Source organism: Methylocystis sp. Sn-Cys (assembly GCF_016745395.1).
GTDB classification, from domain to species: Bacteria; Pseudomonadota; Alphaproteobacteria; order Rhizobiales; family Beijerinckiaceae; genus Methylocystis; species Methylocystis iwaonis.
On sequence record NZ_JAERVJ010000001.1, the window covers coordinates 285,822 to 305,869 of the forward strand.

Consider the following 20,048-nt stretch of genomic DNA (forward strand, 5'->3'; position numbering starts at 1 on the left):
GCAATTTTCCGATTTGCCGTTAAACGGAAACGAGAAAAGAACCGGCGCGGCGCGTCGCGCCCGGTCAGGGAGGGCCGTTGATGTTCGACTTATCAGGCAAAACCGCGTTGGTGACCGGCGCGAGCGGCGGCATCGGCAAGGACATCGCCCGCGGCCTCGTCGCGGCTGGGGCGACGGTGGCGCTTTCCGGCACGCGCCGCGAAGCGCTCGAGGCGCTGGCCGCCGAGATCGGCGGGACCACGCATGTCGTCCCCTGCAATCTCGCCGATAAGGAAGACGCCGAGAAGCTCGTTCCGGCGGCGGAAGCGGCGATGGGCGGGGTCGATATTCTCGTCAACAACGCCGGCGTCACGCGCGACATGCTCTTCATGCGCCTGAAGGACGAGGACTGGAACACAGTGCTCGACATCAATCTCACCGCGGCCTTCCGCCTCTCGCGCGCCGTGTTGCGCGGCATGATGAAGAAGCGCTTCGGCCGAATCATCGGCATCACCTCGGTCGTCGGCGTCACCGGCAATCCGGGCCAGGGCAATTACGCCGCGGCGAAGGCGGGCATGATCGGCATGTCGAAATCGCTCGCGGGCGAGGTCGCCTCGCGCGGCGTCACCGTCAACTGCGTCGCGCCCGGCTTCATCGAGAGCCCGATGACCGACGGCCTCACCGACGCCCAGAAGGAAAGGATCCTGTCCGCCGTGCCGGCCGGCCGCCTCGGAACCGGCGCCGACGTCGCCGCCGCGGTCGTTTATCTCGCGAGCGCAGAGGCGGGCTACGTGACCGGCCAGACGCTGCACGTCAATGGCGGCATGGCCATGATATAAAACGCGAAAACTGGTGGCGGCGGCGCTGGTTTTTTGCCGCCGCAACGCCGCTTCGCGGCCGATTTTCTCGAAAACGCGCGAAAGCCTGGGCCCTCTCGCCAACCCAATGGAAGTGTGTTACCAGACCTCGCCGCGAGTGGGGCGGCGCCGCCGTATTTCCCAGAGACTAGAGGGCATGAGCGCAGCTTTGCCGCGCCGCCCTCGGGACGCGGCCGGCGCACATGAAATCTTTGGAGAACACGGCGAGCGGATAATGTTCCGCATCGCCGAATCGGTGCGGCTGCACCACAGCAACAGGGACTAAATCAGATGAGCGATGTCGCCGAGCGCGTGAAGAAGATCGTTGTCGAACACCTCGGCGTCGAGCCCGAAAAGGTTGTCGACAAGGCCAATTTCATCGACGATCTGGGCGCCGACTCGCTCGACACCGTCGAGCTGGTCATGGCTTTCGAAGAAGAATTCGGCGTCGAGATCCCCGACGACGCAGCGGAGACCATTCTCACGGTCGGCGACGCCGTGAAGTTCCTCGAGAAGGCCAAGGCCGCCTGATCAGGCGCTGACGAGAAAGGCGCGCCGGCGGCAGGCCGCGCGCTTTTTCCATCGCGCGCCGCCCGACGACTCCGACGGGCGGCGAATATAAACAATCAAGAAAAATCTGAGAGTAAGCCATGCGCAGGGTGGTCGTCACCGGCCTTGGCGTCGTATCGCCCCTGGGCTGCGGCGTCGAAACGAATTGGCGGCGTCTCGTCGCCGGCGAACACGGCTTCCGCCGCATCGACACTTTTGAGGTCAACGACCTCGCTTGCCAGATCGCGGCCGTCGTGCCGCGCGGCGACGGCTCCAACGGCTCCTTCAATCCGGACGACTGGTTCGACCCCAAGGAGCAACGCAAGGTCGACGATTTCATCATCTACGGTACCGCAGCCGCGACCCAGGCGCTCGCCGACGCCGGCTGGAAGGCCGACACTGCGGAGAAGCAGGAGACGACCGGCGTCCTCATCGGCTCCGGCATCGGCGGTCTGGGCGGCATTTACGAGACCTCGATCACCCTGAAGGAAAAGGGCCCGCGTCGCGTATCGCCCTTCTTCGTCTCGGGCCGAATCATCAATCTCGTCGCGGGCTATGTCTCGATCATGCACGGGCTCAAGGGCCCGAATCATGCGGTCGTGACGGCCTGCGCCACCGGCACCCACGCCATCGGCGACGCCGCGCGCATCATCGCCATGGGCGACGCCGACGTCATGGTGGCGGGCGGCGCCGAATCGCCGGTCAACCGCATCGGCGTTGCGGGCTTCGCCGCCTGTCGCGCGCTGTCGACCGGTTTCAACGACCGCCCGGCCGAGGCCTCGCGCCCCTATGACAAGGATCGCGACGGCTTCGTCCTCGGCGAGGGCGCCGGCTGCGTCGTGCTCGAAGAATATGAGCACGCCAAAGCCCGCGGCGCACGTATCTACGGCGAGCTCATCGGCTATGGCATGTCGGGCGACGCCCACCACATCACAGCGCCGTCGCCCGACGGCGACGGCGCCTATCGCTGCATGAAGATGGCGCTGCGGCGCTCGAATCTTCCGGTCAGCGAGATCGACTATGTCAACGCGCATGGCACGTCGACGCCGCTCGGCGATGAAATCGAGCTCAAGGCGGTCGAGCGGCTGGTCGGCAATCTCGAGGCGAAGCTCTCGATGTCTTCGACCAAATCGGCGATCGGCCATCTCCTCGGCGGCGCCGGCGCGGTCGAGGCGATCTATACGATCCTCGCCATGACCCATGGCGTCGCGCCGCCGACCCGCAATCTCGACAACCCTTCCGTCGAGACGGCGATCGACCTCGTGCCCAAGGTCGCGCGCGAGCGTGAGATCAATGTGGCGCTGTCCAACTCCTTCGGGTTCGGCGGCACCAACGCCTCTCTGCTCTTCCGCCGCGTGTCGTAAGGTATCGAATACACGAGTGTTTTCAGCGTGCGGCCCGGGCGAAGGCGTTTCGCCCGGGCCGCACGTCTGTTAACCATGGCCGTTCGTTCCTGAATTCGCCACAATAACCGATAGTGTAAGTCGGTTCTTGACAGGCGACTGCGGGCGCTTGCGGCAGGGTCATCTGGATTGGCGTGGTGACGATTATGAGCGACCAGACGGGCGAGAAGACGGCGACGCCGAAAGACGAGGCAAAGACCGCTCCGGAAGCGACGGCGCAATCGACACAAACTCAGCCGCAGTCGCCGGGCCCCGAGCCCGCGGCGCCCCCGGACGGCGCCGAGGCGAAATTCGCAGCGCCGGCGGAGGAGCCGGCGGCTTCCTCCTTCTTCCGCCGCCGCGCCGCCATACAAAGCGCCAAACCGGCCGAGGCGCCGCCAGCCCCCCCGCCGAAGAAGAAGCGGCGCCGGGAAGGCACGCTTTCGGCGATGAGCGGCTTCCTGAGCTTCCTTCTTGTCGCACTGGTCGCCGGGGTTTTCGGCGTGATCGCGGTGATGCACAAGCTCAAGGAGCCGGGCCCGCTCGGCGCCGACAAGATCGTCTATATGCCCCCGCGCAGCGACGTGCCGGAGATGCTCTCGCAGCTCGAACGCGACGGCGTGATCGACAGTCCCGGCCTGATGAATTTCGCGCTCTTGATCGAAGGCGCACGCAGCAAGCTGAAGCCCGGCGAATATCTCTTCAAGAAAAGCGCCAGCCTACGCGAGGTGATCGACGAGCTCGTCGCCGGCAAGCAGCTCATGCATAGCCTGACCATCCCCGAAGGCCTGACGAGCGAGCAGATCGCCCAGCGCCTGCGCGAATCGGACATGCTTCTCGGCGATATTCTGGAAACGCCGAAGGAAGGCGCGCTGCTGCCCGAGACCTATAAATTCCCGCGCGGTTTCCCGCGGGCCAAGCTCATCGCCAAGATGCAGGAGGACCAGCGCAAGCTCCTCGAGCAGATCTGGGCGAAGCGCGCCAAGGATCTGCCGCTGCGCTCGCCCTATGAGCTGGTGACGCTGGCCTCCATCGTCGAGAAGGAGACCGGCAAGACGGAGGAGCGCCCGCGCGTCGCCGCCGTCTTCGCTAACCGCCTGCGCAAGGGCATGCGCCTGCAGTCCGACCCCACGATCGTTTACGGCCTCGTCGGCGGCAAGGGCACGCTGGGCCATAGCATTATGCGTTCCGAAATCGAGAAGTGGACGCCCTACAACACTTACGCCGTCGATGGTTTGCCGCCGGGGCCCATCGCCAATCCCGGCAAGGCGGCGTTGGAAGCGACCGCCAATCCCGCCAATACGCGCGATCTCTATTTCGTCGCCGACGGGACGGGCGGACATGTCTTCGCCGAATCGCTCGACCAGCACGCTCGCAACGTCCAGAACTGGCGCAAGCTCGAGCAGGATCAGAAAGCCAAGCTGACCCCCGGCGCGGACCAATCCGTCCCGGCGGCGGTTCCGCCCGCCACGCCCAAGACCGACAAGCGCACCCAGGCGCCGATCGGCCGGCTGATGGCGCTCGACGCCGGCAACCCGGATTTTCCGCCGGGCCGCGCCATGTCGCCCCGCGAAGGAGCCCCGCATCGGCTGGGCAAGTTCAGCCCGGCGGGAGCGGCCTTTTTTCTCGGCGGACATGACGATCCCACCGCCGACGCCGCCCCACACCTCGCGCGCCTGCGGGTCGCCCGGCCCTATTTCACGCAGGAATCCGCCCAGCCGACGGCGCGCCATAATGGCTTCGACCCGACGCTCCTCGCCGCCGGGGCGCCGGCCTCCGACAATGAAGGCGAAGACGGCGCGATTGGCCCCGACATGATGGCGCGCGAGGGCGCCGACGGAAAGGCGCTCCCGGAAGAGGTCGCCTCCTATCCGGTCTCTCCAGCGCGCCGGGCGGAGCAGAAGGCCCGCGCGGCCCGGTTGGGCCTCGCGACGGGCTCTGACGAATTGCCCGCCGATACCCTTGCCGTGAAGGCCTCGATGGAAGAAACAGCGGCGGCCTCTCCGGCGGGAGGGCCGATCGCTCTCGCCGCGGCGCCACAACACGCCCGCCCGCGGGCTTTCGACGCCTCGGAAGGCACGACGCTCGACCCGCTGCGCGACAAGAGCTGGGATCTGACGTCGGCGAAGACCGTTCCCTCGAGCGCCGAAATTCGCTAAATCCGGCGAGCTGTCATTCCCGACGCTCGCGAAGCGGGCGAGCGGGAATCCAGAGCAGAACCAGCGCTCTTGCGGCTCTGGATTCCCGGTCGGGCCTTCAGCCCGCCGAGAATGACAAAACCCCGCCGCCAAGCCGTTCAAGCGAAAACGGTATGCGTCAGACCCCGGAGAGTCCGTGACCGCTTCTTTTGTCGCCAGCATGACCGGCTTCGCCCGCGCGCGCGGAAGCCACGGCCCCTGGAGCTATGCCTGGGAGCTGAAAACCGTCAATGCAAAGGGGCTGGACCTGCGGCTACGCGTCCCGCCGAATTTCGACGCCGTCGAAATCAAGGCCCGCGCCGCGATTTCCGCCCGCCTGGCGCGCGGCTCGGTCTTCGCCAATCTGACCGCCAAACGCGCCGAGGAAGAAGGCGCGGCGCGGATCAATCGCGCGGCGCTCGACCGGCTGCTCGCCGCGCTCGACGACCTCCCGCAGCTTGCGAGCCTGCGACCCGCTTCGCTCGACGGCCTGCTGGCGATTCGGGGCGTTGTCGAGATCGTCGAGCCGGAAGACGACGAGGCGCAGCGCGCGGGCCTGGAAAAGAATGTCCTCGCCGCTTTGGACGAGACGCTCGACGCGCTCCTTGCCTCGCGCCGCGCGGAAGGCGCCGCACTGACGGCCGTGCTGCGTGAGCGCCTGACCCGGATCGGCGCGCTCACCGCCCAGGCCGACGCTTTGCCGGCGCGCCAGCCCGAAGCCGTGCGCCAGCGGCTCGCCCAGCAAGTGGCGCGGCTCCTCGAAAGCGCCGAGGGCCTGGACCCCGCGCGTCTCCATCAGGAGGCGGTGCTGCTCGCGGTCAAGGCAGATATTCGCGAGGAGCTCGATCGTCTCGCGGCGCATGTGGCGAGCGCGCAGAAGCTCCTCGCCGAGGGCGGCCCTGTCGGGCGGCGGCTCGATTTTCTGGCGCAGGAATTTTCGCGCGAGACCAATACGCTTTGCGCCAAGTCCAACGATCCGGCGCTCACCGAGATCGGGCTGGAATTGAAGATCGAGGTCGAGCAGTTGCGCGAGCAGGTGCAAAATATCGAATAGGCCATCCCAGCGGTTGAAAGAGCGGCCCCAATTGCCTATTGCCGATCGCCAACACTCGTGACAATCGTCGCCATGGACCATTCCCTTCCGCTGCGCCGCGGCGTCGTGCTCATCCTTTCCTCTCCCTCCGGCGCCGGCAAGACCACGCTGACGCGGATGCTGCTGCAGGACCGCGATCTCGACCTCACGCTTTCCATATCGGTGACGACCCGCGCGCGCCGGTCGAGCGAGGTCGACGGCATTCACTACCGCTTCATCACCGAGCGCCAGTTCGTCGCCATGCGCGACGCCGGCGACTTGCTGGAATGGGCGGAGGTGCACGGCAATTTCTACGGCACGCCGCGTGGGCCGGTCGAGGCGATCCTGGCGCAGGGGCGCGATTCGCTTTTCGACATCGACTACCAAGGGACGCGCCAGGTGCGCGAAAAGATGGGCGCCGACGCGGTGACCGTCTTCATCCTCCCGCCGTCGATGAAGGAGCTGCGCGCCCGGTTGGAGCGCCGCGCCGAGGACGCGCCCGAGGTGATCGAACGGCGGCTCGAGAACGCCCGCAAGGAGATCGCGCGCTGGAAGGACTATGACTATGTCATCGTCAACGACGATCTGCAGCGCTCCTTCGACGATCTGATCGCCATATTGCGCGCCGAGCGCCAGCGCCGCTCGCGGCGCGAGCGCGAGATCGAAAGCTTCGTCGCCAAGCTTCTCGACGAATAGGCTTCCGCGCGGGGTGCGCTATCTCGCCCCCATGCCCGCCTTCGCCCTCAAGCGTGTCTATGAGCCGCCAGAGCCGGAAGACGGCGCGCGCGTGCTTGTCGACCGGCTCTGGCCGCGCGGCCTGACGAAGGAAAAGGCGGCGGTCGATCTTTGGGCCAAGGACGTCGCGCCGAGCCATGAATTGCGCCGCTGGTTCGGCCACGCGCTCGGGCGCTGGGGGGAGTTTCAGGCGCGCTATCGCGAGGAGCTCGAAAGCCCGGAAGCGCAAGAGCAGATCGCGACGCTGCGCGCCATGGCGCACAAGGGACGCGTGACGCTGCTCTACGCCGCCCACGACGAGGAAATGAACAACGCGGTCGTGCTGCGAGGCGTCCTGCGCCATAAAGCAAGCTAATGGACCGCGGGCCTTCAGGCCCGCATTTTTCAAGCGAGCCTGAAGGCTCGCGGTCCGCTATTGCCGAAGCATATCGAACGCGCGCGCCAGCGCCACGAAACCCGCGACATCCACCTCTTCGGCGCGCTTGGTCTCCTCTATGCCGGCCTGCGCGAGTAGCGCCCCCGCGTCGACGCCGAGGCCTTTGAGGCTCTGGCGCAGCATCTTGCGCCGCTGGCCGAAGGCGGCCTGCGTCACGCGCGAGAGCGCGCGCGGATCACAGGGCAGCGGTGCCGGGTTTGGGACCAGCTCCACCACGGAAGACGTCACTTTCGGCGGCGGGGTGAAGGCGGCGGGAGACACGTCGAAGAGAATGCGCGCCCGCGCGCGCCAGCCGCAGAGCACGGCGAGGCGACCGTAATCGGCGCGGTTCGCCGTCGTCGCCACGATTCGAAGCGCCACTTCCTTCTGGAACATGAGCACATAGCGGTCGAAGACCGACGGCCAGGGCTCGGCCTCGATCCAGCGGGTGAGCAAGGCTGTCGCGACGTTATAGGGAAGATTGGCGCAGATGCGGGCCCTTGGCTGTTCGCCTTCGGCTCGCAATGAGGGCTGATGCTGGCGCGCAAGCTCCCCAACGTCGATTTCCAGCGCGTCGCCTTCGACGACCGTCAGACGGCCGGGGTAATGCGCGGCGATCTCGCTCAAGGCGGGGAGGCAGCGCTGGTCGCGCTCGATTGCGACGACATGCGCCCCCTGCGCCAGAAGCGCGCGCGTCAGGCCGCCCGGGCCGGGGCCAATCTCGATGACGACCGTATCCTCGAATGGCCCGGCGGCGCGGGCGATGCGGCTCGTGAGATTGAGATCGAAGAGGAAATTCTGGCCGAGCGTCTTTTTGGCGTCGAGGCCATGACGCGCGACGACCTCGCGCAGCGGGGGCAGATCGTCGATCACGCGGTCATCCGTCCTGCGAGCTTGATCGCCTCGATCAGGCTCGTAGCGTTGGCGACGCCTTTCCCGGCGATGTCGAAGGCCGTGCCATGGTCGGGCGACGTGCGGACGAAAGGCAGGCCGAGCGTGACGTTCACGCCGCGGTCGAAGGCCAGCGTCTTGATGGGGATCAGCGCCTGATCGTGTGTCGGGCAGAGCGCGACGTCATATTTTGCGCGGGCGGCGGCGTGGAACATCGTGTCGGCCGGGTGCGGGCCGCTGACGCGGATGCCTTTGGCGCGCAGGACGTCGAGCGCGGGCGCGATCGTCTCGATCTCCTCGCGCCCGAGCGCGCCGTCTTCGCCGGCGTGCGGATTGAGCCCGGCGAAGGCGAGCCTCGGTTCCGTGAGGCCGAAGCGGGTTTTCAGATCGCGAGCGACGATCTCGCCGGTCTCGATGATGAGCGCTTTCGTCAATTGCTTCGGCGCCGCGGCGAGCGGAATGTGAATGGTGATGGGCACGACGGCGAGTTCTTGCGACCAAAGCATCATCACCGCGCGGGCGTCAGCCTTGAAGCGACGCCGCGCCAATTCGCCGAGAAACTCCGTATGTCCGGGATGCGGGAAGCCTGCTGCGTAAAGCACGGATTTTGCGATCGGGTTTGTCACGACGGCGCGCGCTTCCCCAGCGACGACATGTTCGACGGCCTGTTCGATCGAGGCGATGGTCGCCTTGGCGTCCTCTGGATCGGGACGGCCGAATGGACCCCGCACGTCGTAACCATGGGAAACGACGGGTAGCGCGCGGTCGAAAATCTCGGCCGCATGTGCTGGCGTCGTCTCCTCGAGCGGGACGTTCATCCCGAGCGACCTTGCGACGCGCATAAGGTGAGCTGCGTCGGTGATGATGAAGAAGGGCGGAAGGCCGGCGGCGTCCCTCGCGGCATAGGCTTGGAGGGCCAGCTCCGGCCCGATGCCTGAAGGATCGCCCTGGGTCAGCGCGAGCGGGAGGGTCATCGAGCGCCCAATTTGGTGGATCGGCGCAGGCGGCGCGTCAGTCGTGAACTCATGGGGAAACAGTTGCGCAGGACGTCGCGGAAATCAAATGGGGGCGCCAATGCGTGAAGCGCCTCGGTCCACAATGGATGTTCGAGACCTTTACGCCGACGAGGATTCGGCCTCGTCGATCAACCCGTTCTCCAACCGACGAGCGGTGAAAAAATGCCCCGGCGATCACGCCGGGGCCTTTGCGGGTTCTCGTGAATCGCCGGTTCAGCGAGCGCCCTCGAGAGTGATGTTGCCCGTTGGGTCGTGCGGGCGCCCTCGGAAGACATAAGGCGACTGATGACGCGTCGCGTCGCGGGGCGTGACGCTCAGCACCTCGTCGCGTCGGTGCTTTTGCATCGATTGATCCCAGACCTCATCGAAATCGAAGAATCTGTCGGAAGCGCAGGCCGGGGCGGCAGAGAGCACAACGCCCAGCGCCGCGGCCGCAAAGAGCAATTTGACGGACATTGGTTTCCTCCATCTCCAGAGCGCCTCCCGGTTTCGGCGACCGCCGACCCGACATTGCGTCTGTAAAAAGGAGTGTTGTTCATCTCACTGTCACAATAAAGTGGACATTGGATTCCCCCCTCGCGGACATATTCGCCCAATATGTTCGGACGCTCAAAAAAATGCGCGCCGCTCGGGACGAGCGGCGCGCACGACGATGCGATCGGGAAGCGGTCTTATACGCGATCCGCTTATTGGGCCGGCGTCATTCCCGACGCTCGCTCGAGCGAGCAATCAGGAATTCAAAGCAAAACCAGCGTTTTTTGGCTCTGGATTCCCGGTCGGGCGTTCAGCCCGCCGGGAATGACATTCCCCGATGCGAGCTGTTCAAACGAAAATAGTGTTACGCCTTGCCGGCCTGGGCGTGCGGCACGCCTTCCTTGTCGAAGAGCGCAACGAGTTCGCCCGACTGGAACATTTCTCGGGTGATGTCGCAGCCGCCGATGAACTCGTTCTTGATGTAGAGCTGCGGGATCGTCGGCCAGTTGGAATAGGTCTTGATGCCTTCACGGATTTCGCCGTCGGCAAGCACGTTGATCGCCTTGTAAGGCACGCCGATATGGTTGAGGATCTGCACCACTTGCATGGAGAATCCGCACTGCGGGGCCTGCGGGGTGCCCTTCATGAAGAGGACGACGTCGGAAGATTCGATCTCGCTCTTGATGCGGCTGTTGGCGTCGGACATCTGCTTTTCCTTTCCTGCGGCGTTCAAGGCGCCGCTTCTGGCCTCGTCATTTTACGGCGCGCGGGTCGTCAACGCCAGCGCGTGAAGCTCGCCGCCCAGCCGCGAGCCGAAGGCCGCATTCACGAGCTGATGCTGCTTCACCCGCGACAGCCCGCGAAACTGCTCGGAAACAACCGTCGCAGCCCAGTGGTCGTTGTCGTCGGCGAGCGCAGTCAGCTCGATGGTCGCGTCGGGGAGGGCGGCCTTGATGATGCTTTCGATCTCGGCGGCGGGCATAGGCATTGGGTTCGTCCTCTTTGCGTCATGAATTGTCGGGAAAGACACTGTCGTCCCCGGCCATGAAGGCCGGAAGCGGCGTTTCATGCGCTTTGCGCAGTTCGGAGAGCAATATCGGCGCCTCGCCTGGCAGCTTCAAGGAATCGCCGCCCGTGACGCCCAGCGCGAAGACGCTGACGCCATGCGCCGCAGCTTCATCGGAAACGACGTTGGCGTCCCCCGCCGTAACGAGATAACGCGCCTGATCCTCACCGAAGAGAACGGCGTTTTCCGGGCCTTTGGGAAGCGCCGAAATTGCGGCGCCGATCCCGCCTGCAAGCGCCATTTCCGACAGGGCGACCGCGAGACCGCCGTCGGAGAGGTCATGCGCGGCGGAGACCTTTCCAGAGAGGATCAGCTCACGGACGAGATCGCCGTTCTTGCGTTCGGCGGTCAGATCGACGGGCGGCGGCGCGCCTTCCTTGCGGCCGCAAAGCTCGGCGAGATAAGCGGACTGGCCAAGCCAGCCCCTGGTTTCGCCGATGAGAAGGATCGTCTCGCCTTCGCGCGCCAAGCCCGCAGAGGCGGACGTTGCGACATCCGCGATCACGCCCACGCCTCCGATCGCCGGCGTCGGCAAAATGCCGGCGCCCTGCGTCTCGTTGTAGAGGGACACATTGCCGGAGACGATCGGGAAGTCGAGCGCCGCCGCCGCCTCGCCGATCCCCTGCAGGCAGCCGACGAACTGGCCCAAATATTCAGGCCGTTCGGGATTGCCGAAGTTGAGATTGTCGGTCAGCGCCAGCGGTTTGGCGCCGGTCGCCGTGATGTTGCGCCAAGCCTCCGCCACCGCCTGCTTGCCGCCCTCGACCGGGTCGGCGGCGCAGTAGCGGGCGGTGACGTCGGCCGTCACAGCCAGACCCTTCGGCCCCTCCTTGACGCGAATCACCGCTGCATCGCCGCCGGGACGGCGCACGCTGTTGCCGAGAATGAGATGATCATATTGCTCCCAGACCCAGCGCTTGGAGCAAAGATTGGGCGTCGAGAGCAGCTTCAAGAGCGCGTCGCGGTTCGAGAGCGGCGGCGTCACGGACGCAGGGTCGATCACGGGCTGCTTGGGTGAGGGAACCCACGGCCGGTCATAGACCGGCGCCTCGTCGCCGAGCTCCTTGATCGGCAGGTCGGCCTTTACCTCGCCCTTGTGCTTCACGACGAAACGCAAATCGTCGGTCGTTTTGCCGACAATGGCGAAATCGAGCCCCCATTTGCGGAAAATGCCCTCGGCCTGCTGCTCGAGCTCCGGCTTCAGCACCATGAGCATGCGTTCCTGGCTCTCCGAGAGCATCATCTCATAGGCCGTCATGCCTTCCTCGCGGCAGGGCACGGCGTCGAGATCGAGCTCGATGCCGAGATTGCCCTTGGCGCCCATTTCAACCGCCGAGGAGGTGAGCCCCGCCGCGCCCATGTCCTGAATGGCGATGACCGCGCCCGAGGCCATGAGCTCGAGGCAGGCTTCGAGCAGCAACTTCTCGGAGAAGGGGTCGCCCACCTGCACAGTCGGCCGTTTCTCCTCGGCGTCCGCCTCGAAAGAGGCCGAGGCCATGGTCGCGCCATGAATGCCGTCGCGGCCAGTCTTGGAGCCGAGATACACGATCGGATTGCCGACGCCCGCGGCAGCCGAATAGAAAATCGAATCCGCGCGCGCGAGGCCCACCGCCATGGCGTTGACGAGGATGTTCCCGTCATAGCTCGCGTCGAACTCGGTCGAGCCGCCAACCGTCGGCACGCCGAAGCTGTTGCCGTAACCGCCAACGCCCGCAACGACCCCCGAGACAAGATGCCGCGTCTTGGGATGGGCCGGCCGGCCGAAGCGTAAGAGGTTGAGACAGGCGATCGGCCGCGCGCCCATGGTGAAGACGTCGCGCAAAATGCCGCCCACGCCCGTCGCTGCGCCCTGATAGGGCTCGATGAAGGACGGGTGGTTATGGCTCTCCATCTTGAAGACGCAGGCGTCGCCGTCGCCGATGTCGATGACGCCGGCGTTCTCGCCGGGGCCCCGGATGACCCAGGGCGCCTTTGTGGGCAGCTTGCGCAGATGGATGCGCGAGGATTTATACGAGCAGTGCTCGTTCCACATGGCCGAGAAAATGCCGAGCTCGGTGAAGCTCGGCGTACGGCCGATCAGCTTCAGGATGCGGTCATATTCGTCGGCTTTGAGCCCATGCGCGGCGGCGAGTTCGGCGTCGACCTTGGGTTCAGCGGGGGAGGCGTTGGCGGTCAAATGAGCAGGCCCTGCGCAAAGGCGGCGCTTTTTTGGGCGCCGCGGGGGCGCTGAAAGCGCCGGAACTGCCTGAGAGTCTCAGGCGTTTTTTCGTAAACCTCGATTAGCGCCGGGCGTCCCGCAAGGCAACAGCACAAAAATGTTGCGCTACGGACACAATGCCAAAGAATGAACAGTCCACAGCGTTTTTATTGATGTTTATCAAGTTATGGAGACCAAAAACGTAGCAACTTCTTTGCCGACTCGGCGCGGACGGCGTCGACCGTCCACCGAAGCGATTTCGAGGGGGTTCCGATGAGGAATATTGTTCGCGGCGCTGTCGCCGCCATTGCGTTGGGGACGGCCGCCGTCTCTGCTCACGCGGCCGATCTGCCGAGCATCAAGGCTCCGCCGCCGGCGCCGGTGTTCGTCGACACCTATCAGCCCTTCCAGATCCGCCTCAAGGTCGGCAGCCTGATCCCGCTCGACGGCACCGCCAAGATCTATGACGCTGGCGCGGTGCATCCCACGCTCGCCGCCCTCGGCGTTCCCGGCGGCAGCGTCGGCGTCGCCACTGGCCTGAGCGCCGGCTATGGCAGCCTGGTGCCGGGCGCCAGCACGAGCATCTCCACCTCCGTCATCCCGATGCTCGACGTCGCCTATTATCTGACCAAGAACTGGGCGATCGAGGCCATCTGCTGCGTTTCGCCGCATCATATCCAGGGCACGGGCGTTCTGGCCGGCTCCAGCCTGGCGCACACCTGGGCGTTCCCGCCGTCCGTGATGCTGCAGTATCACTTCACGAACTTCGGCGCCTTCCAGCCTTACCTGGGCGTCGGCGTGAACTTCACGACCTTCTGGGGCACCCGCGCCGGCAACAACAATTGGGCGCTCAATTTCGCTCCTAATTCTATCGCCGCCGGGCTCGGGGCTTTTGGCGCCAACGCCAGCTTCTATTCGGCCAGCATCACCCCGTCCTGGGGCGTCGTCGGCCAGGCTGGCGCGGACTACATGTTCAACGAACATTGGGGCGTCAACGTCGATGTGAAATACATCATGGTGGAGCCCAACGCGCACGCCAATATCGTGGCCTTCATCCCGGGCCCGGTTGGCGCGGCGCTCAATCCGGTCTTTGTCCCGGTCAACGCTGCGGTGAAGATCAACCCGCTGGTCGTCTCCGCCGGTCTGACCTACCGTTTCGGCGGCGATTGGGGCCTTCCGAAGCTCCTGCCGTTCTAATTTGAACGTCACCCGCTCAAAAGAAAACCGGCCCTAGCGGCCGGTTTTTTTATTGGCGAGTAGACCAGTTTGCTAGCCGTGGTCTTATACCGTTTCCGTTTGAATAGCTCGGATTGGGGCTTGTCATTCCCGACGGGCCGAAGGCCCGATCGGGAATCCAGAGCCACAAACGCGCTGGTTTGGCTCTGGATTCCTGATCGCTCGCTGCACGAGCGTCGAATGACACCGAACCAATCAAGTGGATCTCGTATTACGCGTTTTCGCTAAAGGATCTCGGCCGTCATTGCGAGCGGAGCGAAGCAATCCAGGGCAGTGATGGGGCTCTGGATTGCTTCGTCGCTTACGCTCCTCGCAATGACGGCAGCGCTGCTCTAACCGAATTTTTCAGCCCGCTGGGAATAACGCAGTTCACCGCGGCTTCGCCGAGCCGCTCAAATCACCCATTCAACAGCCGACAAATCGCGTCGAGCTGGTCCAGCGATTGGTAGCGGATGCGAATCTCGCCCCGCTCGCCCTGATTTTTGATGTCCACCGCCATGCCGAGCGAATCGCCGAGCGATTTTTCCAAGGCGCGGGTATTGGCGTCCTTTTCCGGGCGCGGCCTTTTACTGCCATCAGGGTCGTTAGCCGGAGATTGGGCGTTCGTCTGAGCCTGGCTCATGGCCTCGACATCGCGCACGGTCAGCCCCTGTTCGACGATCTGCCGCGCGACCGCCTCCGGGTTCTCGACCGCCAGCAGCGCACGGGCGTGACCGGCTGAAATCTTGCCGTCCTGCACCAGCGCTTTGGCGCCTTCCGGGAGGTTCAGCAGCCGCATCGTATTGGCGACATGAGAGCGGCTTTTGCCGATAATCTTGGCGATGTCGCTCTGGGAATAGCTGAACTCGGCGCCCAGACGCTCATAGCCCTTCGCTTCTTCTATGGCGTTGAGGTCAGCGCGCTGGACATTTTCGATGATCGCGAGCTCCAGCGCTTCCTTGTCGTCGGCCTCGTGAATGACGACCGGAACATCCGCAAGACCGGCGGCCTGGGCGGCGCGCCAGCGTCGCTCGCCGGCGATGATCTCATAGGCGTCGGCGACGCCCGGAATCGCGCGCACGACGATCGGCTGGATAATGCCTTTTTCGCGAATGGAATTCGAGAGGTCTGCGAGGTCCTCCTCGCGAAACATGGTGCGCGGATTGCGCGGATTGGGGCGCAAAAATTCGATCGGAACCTTGCGCTGTCCACGCGGACGCTCAGTGGGCGCCTCATCTCCGGCGTCGCCCAAAAGCGCCGCCAGGCCGCGACCAAGCCGTCGGCGCGGTTCTTCTGCCATATCGAAAACGCTCCCTAATGGTCGTAAACTGTATTGCCGAAGCTACGCCGCCCTGAGGCGCTTCTCGCGCTGGATCACTTCGGAGGCGAGCTTGAGATAGGCCTGGCTGCCGGAGCATTTCAGATCATAGAGCAGCACCGGCTTTCCATGAGACGGCGCCTCGGAAACGCGCACATTGCGCGGGATCATCGTCTCATAGACCTTGTCGCCCATGAAGCGGCGCACATCGGCGGCGACCTGGGTCGCGAGATTATTGCGCGGGTCGTACATGGTCAGCACGACGCCATGGATCGACAGTTTCGGATTGAGCGTCCGCGTCACCTGCTCGACGGTCGAGAGAAGCTGCGACAGGCCTTCGAGCGCGAAGAATTCGCATTGCAAGGGCACGACAACCGCATCGGCGCTCGCCAGCGCATTGATGGTCAGCAGATTGAGCGACGGCGGGCAATCCACGAGAATATAGTCGTAGCGCTTGCCGTCGAGATGATGCTCCGCTGCGGCGAGCTCGGCCAGCGCGCGCTTCAGCCGAAAGGCGCGGTCCTTGTCGCCGGCGATCTCCAATTCGACGCCCAGCAGATCGAGGGTCGAGGGCGCGATCGACAGACGCGGCACCACGGTCTGGACAATGGCGTCGGCAAGGCTCGATTCGCCAAGCAGGACGTCATAGGTCGAAATCTTGCGGCTCTTACGATCGACGCCGAGGCCGGTCGAGGCATTGCCCTGCGGATCGAGATCGATGACCAGCACTTCCTCGCCCACGGCGGCAAGCGCCGTGCCGAGATTGATCGCTGTGGTGGTTTTGCCGACGCCGCCCTTTTGATTGGCGAGGACGAGCACGCGCTGGCCGTTATTTTCTCCGGACAAAATCTGCCTCTGAAGGTGAATGGACGACGATCAATCTGGCGCGCTTATGCGTGCGGCTCTGAACAGTCTCGTAAGTAAAATTACCGACAGGCTGAGCGGCGGTCAATTCGTCACGCCATTCCTCGCCCTTTAAAAACACCGCTTTTGCGCCGTTTTCCAAAGGTTCGCGCGCCATTTCCACAAGCCGGGCGAGCGGCGCCAAAGCGCGGGCGCTGACGGCCTCGATTTTCCCGGCAAGCGGTGGCAAGGCTTTCTCGATGCGCTCGGCATGGACTTCGACGGGCGCGCCTGTTTCACGTGAAACAGCCCGCAGGAACGCCGCCTTGCGCTGATCGCTCTCGATCAAATGAACTAAAGCGCCGTCGACACCTTTCAACAAGAGGGATGTCACCAAACCAGGAAACCCAGCGCCGGAACCAAGGTCACCCCAAATCCGCGCCTCAGGCGCGCACTCCCAGACCTGCGCCGAATCTGCAAAGTGGCGCAACCAGACGTCGCCCAGCGTGTTGGGGGCGACGAGATTGATCTTCGCCTGCCAGCGCTGAAGCAATTGCTCATAGACCGAAAGCTCTTCTTCGATCTTCCGCAGGGCTGGGACAAGTTCGAGCGCCGCAGCGCGAGAGGCTCCACTCACGCGCGACGCGCCCGCGCTGCGAGGAGCGTCAGAGCTGAGGGCGTCATGCCGTCGATCCGCTGCGCCTGGCCGAGCGTCCGCGGCTTCAGGAAGGCGAGCTTCCCACGCAGCTCAGCGGATAGACCAGCAATGGCGTGATAATCCAACGTATCCGGCAGAGCGAGTTCCTCGTCTCTTCTGAAAGCGTCGATGTCTGCCTGTTGCCGGTCGAGATAGACCGCATAGCGCGCATCCGTCTCGATCCGCTCGGCTGTCGCTGGATCAATCTCGCCAAGTTGAGGCCAAATCTCCCTCAAAGACCCAAGCGTGACAGAAGGCAAAGCGAGGAGAGCAAAACCGCTGCGGCGCTGGCCGTCCTGATTGACAGCAAGTCCGTGTTTCAACGCCGCCGCTGATGTCAAAGAGATGCTTTCCAGCAAAGCACGCGCGCGGGCCAGTTTCTCCGCCCTTGCGCGGTAAACCGCCTGGCGCTCGCCTCCGATGCAACCGATGTCTAACCCCTTCGGCGTCAATCGCTCGTCCGCATTATCCGCCCGCAGAGAGAGCCGATATTCGGCGCGAGAGGTGAACATCCGATAGGGTTCCGTTACCCCGCGCGTGACGAGATCGTCGATCATGACCCCGAGATAAGCCTCGGCGCGATCGAAAATCACCGCGCTCTTTCCTTGCGCCAAACGCGCGGCGTTGAGCCCCGCGACGAGGCCCTGGGCGGCAGCTTCCTCATAACCGGTCGTGCCATTGATCTGCCCGGCCAGGAAAAGGCGCTTCAGCCGCTTCGTTTCGAGACTGGGCAGAAGTTCGCGCGGATCGACATAGTCGTATTCGATGGCGTAGCCGGGCCGAAGAATACGCGCCTGTTCGAGGCCCGGTATTGACTGAATGAAGGCGTGCTGAGTCGCGACCGGCAGAGAGGTCGATATGCCGTTCGGATAGACCGTGTCGTCGTCGAGCCCTTCCGGCTCCAGGAAGATTTGATGCCCGTCACGATCGCCAAAGCGCGTGACCTTATCCTCGATCGAAGGGCAATAGCGCGGACCGGGCCCGGAGATGGCGCCGGTCTTGAGCGGAGAACGGTGGAGATCGGCACGGATAATTTCATGCGAGCGCGCCGTCGTCCGCGTGATCGCGCAGGCAACCTGGGGGTTTCCGATCCGCTCCGTGAGCGTCGAGAAAGGCTCGGGCGTCTCGTCGCCATATTGCTTTTCGAGGCCTTCCCAGTCGATCGTCTTGCCGTCGAGGCGGGCCGGGGTGCCGGTCTTGAGGCGACCAACCGCAAAATCCGCCGACCGCAGGCGTTGCGAAAGTCCGAGAGCCGGCGGATCGCCCATCCGGCCAGCCGGCGTGCGTTCGTCTCCAATGTGGATCATCCCGCCGAGAAAAGTGCCGGTGGTGATGATGACAGCGTCTGCGTGGACTGCCTCTCCCGCGGCCGTCAAAACGCCTCGAACGTGATCCCCTTCGACCAGAAGGCCCTCGACAGAGGCCTCGACGATCGATAAATTTGGGACCGCTTCGATGGCTGCAAGCATGGCGGCTCGATAGAGCTTGCGATCCGCTTGGGCGCGGGGCCCACGCACGGCCGGGCCCTTTGAGCGATTGAGCATTCGAAATTGGATGCCGCCCAGATCGGCGACGCGACCCATGAGTCCGTCGAGCGCATCGATCTCGCGCACCAGTTGGCCCTTGCCGAGCCCGCCGATCGCGGGATTGCACGACATCACGCCGATCGTCGCGCGGGAATGCGTGACGAGCGCCGTCTTCGCGCCCATCCGCGCAGCCGCAGCCGCGGCTTCGCAGCCGGCGTGCCCGCCGCCGATCACGATGACATCGAAATGTTTCATATCCCCCTGCAAGCTTCTTCTCCGAAGCCCTCGCACTGTTTCACGTGAAACAGTCTGTTTACTTACCGATGCAAAAGCGGGCGAACACAGCTTCGAGAACGTCTTCGACATCCATCGCGCCGACGATACGCCCAAGCGCTCTTCCGGCGGAACGTAAATCTTCCGCGACGAATTCCAAGTCCTTTTCGCTTGTCAGAACCGAGACGAGGCAGGCCGCGGCGGCCGAAATGGCCGTGCGGTGACGCTCGCGGATGAGCAGCGCAGAAGCCCCGTCACCCAAGCGCTGTTTTGCGAACGCGCCCACTTCCTTCAAGAGGGCGTCCACGCCCGCGCTCGTTTTTGCGGAAATCCCAAGCCAGCCAGCGGGGGCTGGCGCTAAATCCGTCTTGGTCGCAATCTTCAACACATCGACTTGCGCCGCCATCTCCGGCGTTGGCTCCTGAGCGTCCGGGGACAGCCAGAGGACGAGATCAGCCGTTCCGATCCGCTCAAGCACCCGATCGACGCCAATCCGCTCAATTTCGTCCGCCGCGTCGCGCAGGCCCGCGGTGTCGACGAAGGTCACCGGCAATCCCTCGACGTCGAGATGCGCCTCGATCATGTCCCGCGTCGTGCCCGGGGTGGGCGATACGATTGCGAGGTCGCGGCGCGCCAGCGCGTTGAGGAGCGTCGATTTCCCGGCATTAGGCGCGCCGAGGATCATTACGAGGAAGCCCTCGCGCATTCGCTCGGAGGCGGGGGCCGCTTTCAGCGCGGCGTGCATCTCCACAAGCAAGGGCTCCAGCAATTGGCGTAGCCGCGCTTGATCGAAATTCCCGACGTCGCTTTCGTCGCTGAAATCCAGTTCAGCCTCGACGAGCGCCAGAGCCTCGATCAGCGCGGCGCGCCAACGCTCGACCTCGCGCCGCAATGCGCCGCCGGCAATGCGCAACGCCTGCCGCCGCTGCGCCTCCGTCTGGGCGTCGATGAGATCGGCAAGCGCCTCCGCCTGGGAGAGGTCGAGCTTGCCATTTGCGAAGCCGCGCCGCGCGAATTCGCCGGGCTCAGCCATTCGCAAACCGGGTCGCCGGGAAAGCGCTGATAATACGCCGTCGACAACGGCGCGGCCGCCATGGAGATGAAGCTCGGCGTAATCTTCCCCCGTTGCCGAATGGGGGGCAGGGAAAAAGAATGTCAGACCCCGGTCAAGCTCTTCGCCATTGGCCGGGTCACGCAGCGTCGCAAGACGCAAGACGCGGGGATCGGGAACGCCGCCCGTGACGTCAGTGAGAACCTGCTGCACGGCCTGCCCGGATAGACGGATCACCGCAATAGCGGCGCGACCGGGGCCAGTGCCAAGCGCGAAGATCGTGTCCATAGGTCAGGCCGCGCGCCACGGTTGAAG

19 protein-coding genes are annotated in these 20,048 nt (G+C 64.6%); 8 read left to right on the forward strand and 11 right to left on the reverse strand.

Features of this window, described 5'->3' with window-relative positions; genetic code table 11:
- The first annotated feature begins 80 nt into the window (after positions 1 to 80).
- From fabG to JJT62_RS01365, 7 genes are all read left to right on the forward strand, one after another.
- Positions 81 to 818, forward strand: a complete 738-nt coding sequence (gene fabG / locus JJT62_RS01335) for a 3-oxoacyl-[acyl-carrier-protein] reductase (RefSeq protein ID WP_202070886.1) — start codon at positions 81 to 83, stop codon at positions 816 to 818.
- Positions 819 to 1,127: 309 nt separating this feature from the next.
- Positions 1,128 to 1,367: an acyl carrier protein gene (locus tag JJT62_RS01340; protein ID WP_016918578.1), complete on the forward strand. Its 240-nt coding sequence runs from the start codon at positions 1,128 to 1,130 to the stop codon at positions 1,365 to 1,367.
- Positions 1,368 to 1,486: 119 nt separating this feature from the next.
- A complete protein-coding gene (fabF, locus tag JJT62_RS01345) occupies positions 1,487 to 2,749 on the forward strand; it encodes a beta-ketoacyl-ACP synthase II (RefSeq protein ID WP_202070887.1) in 1,263 nt (420 codons plus the stop codon).
- Positions 2,750 to 2,934: 185 nt separating this feature from the next.
- Positions 2,935 to 4,926: an endolytic transglycosylase MltG gene (gene mltG, locus JJT62_RS01350; protein WP_202070888.1), complete on the forward strand. Its 1,992-nt coding sequence runs from the start codon at positions 2,935 to 2,937 to the stop codon at positions 4,924 to 4,926.
- Between the two features lie 199 nt (positions 4,927 to 5,125).
- Positions 5,126 to 5,998 carry a YicC/YloC family endoribonuclease gene (locus JJT62_RS01355; RefSeq protein ID WP_202071497.1) on the forward strand — a complete coding sequence of 291 codons (873 nt, stop codon included), beginning with the start codon at positions 5,126 to 5,128 and terminating at the stop codon, positions 5,996 to 5,998.
- Between the two features lie 72 nt (positions 5,999 to 6,070).
- Positions 6,071 to 6,712, forward strand: a complete 642-nt coding sequence (gene gmk, locus JJT62_RS01360) for a guanylate kinase (protein ID WP_202070889.1) — start codon at positions 6,071 to 6,073, stop codon at positions 6,710 to 6,712.
- A gap of 31 nt (positions 6,713 to 6,743) precedes the next feature.
- Positions 6,744 to 7,106: a DUF488 domain-containing protein gene (locus tag JJT62_RS01365; RefSeq protein WP_202071498.1), complete on the forward strand. Its 363-nt coding sequence runs from the start codon at positions 6,744 to 6,746 to the stop codon at positions 7,104 to 7,106.
- 57 nt (positions 7,107 to 7,163) lie between these two features.
- On the opposite strand, the gene rsmA is transcribed toward JJT62_RS01365, so the two are convergent.
- The 6 genes from rsmA to purL all read right to left on the reverse strand — a co-directional run bounded on the left by rsmA (position 7,164) and on the right by purL (position 12,789).
- Positions 7,164 to 8,039, reverse strand: a complete 876-nt coding sequence (gene rsmA / locus JJT62_RS01370) for a 16S rRNA (adenine(1518)-N(6)/adenine(1519)-N(6))-dimethyltransferase RsmA (protein WP_202070890.1) — start codon at positions 8,037 to 8,039, stop codon at positions 7,164 to 7,166.
- A complete protein-coding gene (gene pdxA / locus JJT62_RS01375; protein ID WP_202070891.1) occupies positions 8,036 to 9,031 on the reverse strand; it encodes a 4-hydroxythreonine-4-phosphate dehydrogenase PdxA in 996 nt (331 codons plus the stop codon). The genes rsmA and pdxA overlap by 4 nt, the downstream gene beginning before the upstream one ends.
- Positions 9,032 to 9,286: 255 nt before the next feature.
- Positions 9,287 to 9,529 (reverse strand): hypothetical protein, encoded by a 243-nt coding sequence (locus tag JJT62_RS01380; RefSeq protein ID WP_202070892.1) that lies wholly within the window; start codon positions 9,527 to 9,529, stop codon positions 9,287 to 9,289.
- Positions 9,530 to 9,911: 382 nt separating this feature from the next.
- The gene (gene grxD, locus JJT62_RS01385) at positions 9,912 to 10,253 is read right to left on the reverse strand and encodes a Grx4 family monothiol glutaredoxin (RefSeq protein ID WP_202070893.1); all 342 of its coding nucleotides are present in this window, start codon (positions 10,251 to 10,253) and stop codon (positions 9,912 to 9,914) included.
- Between the two features lie 51 nt (positions 10,254 to 10,304).
- Positions 10,305 to 10,535 (reverse strand): BolA/IbaG family iron-sulfur metabolism protein, encoded by a 231-nt coding sequence (locus JJT62_RS01390; RefSeq protein ID WP_202070894.1) that lies wholly within the window; start codon positions 10,533 to 10,535, stop codon positions 10,305 to 10,307.
- A 19-nt stretch (positions 10,536 to 10,554) separates the two neighbouring features.
- Positions 10,555 to 12,789 (reverse strand): phosphoribosylformylglycinamidine synthase subunit PurL, encoded by a 2,235-nt coding sequence (gene purL, locus JJT62_RS01395; RefSeq protein WP_202070895.1) that lies wholly within the window; start codon positions 12,787 to 12,789, stop codon positions 10,555 to 10,557.
- A gap of 294 nt (positions 12,790 to 13,083) precedes the next feature.
- Between purL and JJT62_RS01400 the strand changes: the two genes are divergently transcribed.
- Complete coding sequence (locus tag JJT62_RS01400) at positions 13,084 to 14,007, forward strand: OmpW family protein (RefSeq protein WP_202070896.1); 924 nt, start codon at positions 13,084 to 13,086, stop codon at positions 14,005 to 14,007.
- Positions 14,008 to 14,443: 436 nt separating this feature from the next.
- Here JJT62_RS01400 and JJT62_RS01405 read toward each other — a convergent pair whose 3' ends face one another.
- From JJT62_RS01405 to mnmE, 5 genes are read right to left on the reverse strand one after another with little or no spacing between them, the layout of a single operon-like run.
- Positions 14,444 to 15,325: a ParB/RepB/Spo0J family partition protein gene (locus JJT62_RS01405; protein ID WP_202070897.1), complete on the reverse strand. Its 882-nt coding sequence runs from the start codon at positions 15,323 to 15,325 to the stop codon at positions 14,444 to 14,446.
- A 42-nt stretch (positions 15,326 to 15,367) separates the two neighbouring features.
- The gene (locus JJT62_RS01410) at positions 15,368 to 16,189 is read right to left on the reverse strand and encodes a ParA family protein (RefSeq protein WP_165049435.1); all 822 of its coding nucleotides are present in this window, start codon (positions 16,187 to 16,189) and stop codon (positions 15,368 to 15,370) included.
- Positions 16,173 to 16,823, reverse strand: coding sequence for a 16S rRNA (guanine(527)-N(7))-methyltransferase RsmG (gene rsmG, locus JJT62_RS01415; RefSeq protein WP_202070898.1), 651 nt, complete (start codon positions 16,821 to 16,823; stop codon positions 16,173 to 16,175). The genes JJT62_RS01410 and rsmG overlap by 17 nt, the downstream gene beginning before the upstream one ends.
- Positions 16,820 to 18,664: a tRNA uridine-5-carboxymethylaminomethyl(34) synthesis enzyme MnmG gene (gene mnmG, locus JJT62_RS01420; RefSeq protein ID WP_202070899.1), complete on the reverse strand. Its 1,845-nt coding sequence runs from the start codon at positions 18,662 to 18,664 to the stop codon at positions 16,820 to 16,822. The genes rsmG and mnmG overlap by 4 nt, the downstream gene beginning before the upstream one ends.
- A gap of 58 nt (positions 18,665 to 18,722) precedes the next feature.
- Positions 18,723 to 20,021 carry a tRNA uridine-5-carboxymethylaminomethyl(34) synthesis GTPase MnmE gene (mnmE, locus tag JJT62_RS01425; RefSeq protein ID WP_202070900.1) on the reverse strand — a complete coding sequence of 433 codons (1,299 nt, stop codon included), beginning with the start codon at positions 20,019 to 20,021 and terminating at the stop codon, positions 18,723 to 18,725.
- Positions 20,022 to 20,048: the final 27 nt, after the last annotated feature.

Excerpts from the sequence above, each read along its gene's own strand:
- fabG (WP_202070886.1), top strand. The coding sequence starts at position 81 with ATGTTCGACTTATCAGGCAAAACCGCGTTGGTGACCGGCGCGAGCGGC.
- JJT62_RS01340 (WP_016918578.1), top strand. The coding sequence starts at position 1,128 with ATGAGCGATGTCGCCGAGCGCGTGAAGAAGATCGTTGTCGAACACCTC.
- fabF (WP_202070887.1), top strand. The coding sequence starts at position 1,487 with ATGCGCAGGGTGGTCGTCACCGGCCTTGGCGTCGTATCGCCCCTGGGC.
- mltG (WP_202070888.1), top strand. The coding sequence starts at position 2,935 with ATGAGCGACCAGACGGGCGAGAAGACGGCGACGCCGAAAGACGAGGCA.
- JJT62_RS01355 (WP_202071497.1), top strand. The coding sequence starts at position 5,126 with ATGACCGGCTTCGCCCGCGCGCGCGGAAGCCACGGCCCCTGGAGCTAT.
- gmk (WP_202070889.1), top strand. The coding sequence starts at position 6,071 with ATGGACCATTCCCTTCCGCTGCGCCGCGGCGTCGTGCTCATCCTTTCC.
- JJT62_RS01365 (WP_202071498.1), top strand. The coding sequence starts at position 6,744 with ATGCCCGCCTTCGCCCTCAAGCGTGTCTATGAGCCGCCAGAGCCGGAA.
- pdxA (WP_202070891.1), bottom strand. The coding sequence starts at position 9,031 with ATGACCCTCCCGCTCGCGCTGACCCAGGGCGATCCTTCAGGCATCGGG.
- JJT62_RS01380 (WP_202070892.1), bottom strand. The coding sequence starts at position 9,529 with ATGTCCGTCAAATTGCTCTTTGCGGCCGCGGCGCTGGGCGTTGTGCTC.
- grxD (WP_202070893.1), bottom strand. The coding sequence starts at position 10,253 with ATGTCCGACGCCAACAGCCGCATCAAGAGCGAGATCGAATCTTCCGAC.
- JJT62_RS01390 (WP_202070894.1), bottom strand. The coding sequence starts at position 10,535 with ATGCCTATGCCCGCCGCCGAGATCGAAAGCATCATCAAGGCCGCCCTC.
- JJT62_RS01400 (WP_202070896.1), top strand. The coding sequence starts at position 13,084 with ATGAGGAATATTGTTCGCGGCGCTGTCGCCGCCATTGCGTTGGGGACG.
- JJT62_RS01405 (WP_202070897.1), bottom strand. The coding sequence starts at position 15,325 with ATGGCAGAAGAACCGCGCCGACGGCTTGGTCGCGGCCTGGCGGCGCTT.
- mnmG (WP_202070899.1), bottom strand. The coding sequence starts at position 18,664 with ATGAAACATTTCGATGTCATCGTGATCGGCGGCGGGCACGCCGGCTGC.
- mnmE (WP_202070900.1), bottom strand. The coding sequence starts at position 20,021 with ATGGACACGATCTTCGCGCTTGGCACTGGCCCCGGTCGCGCCGCTATT.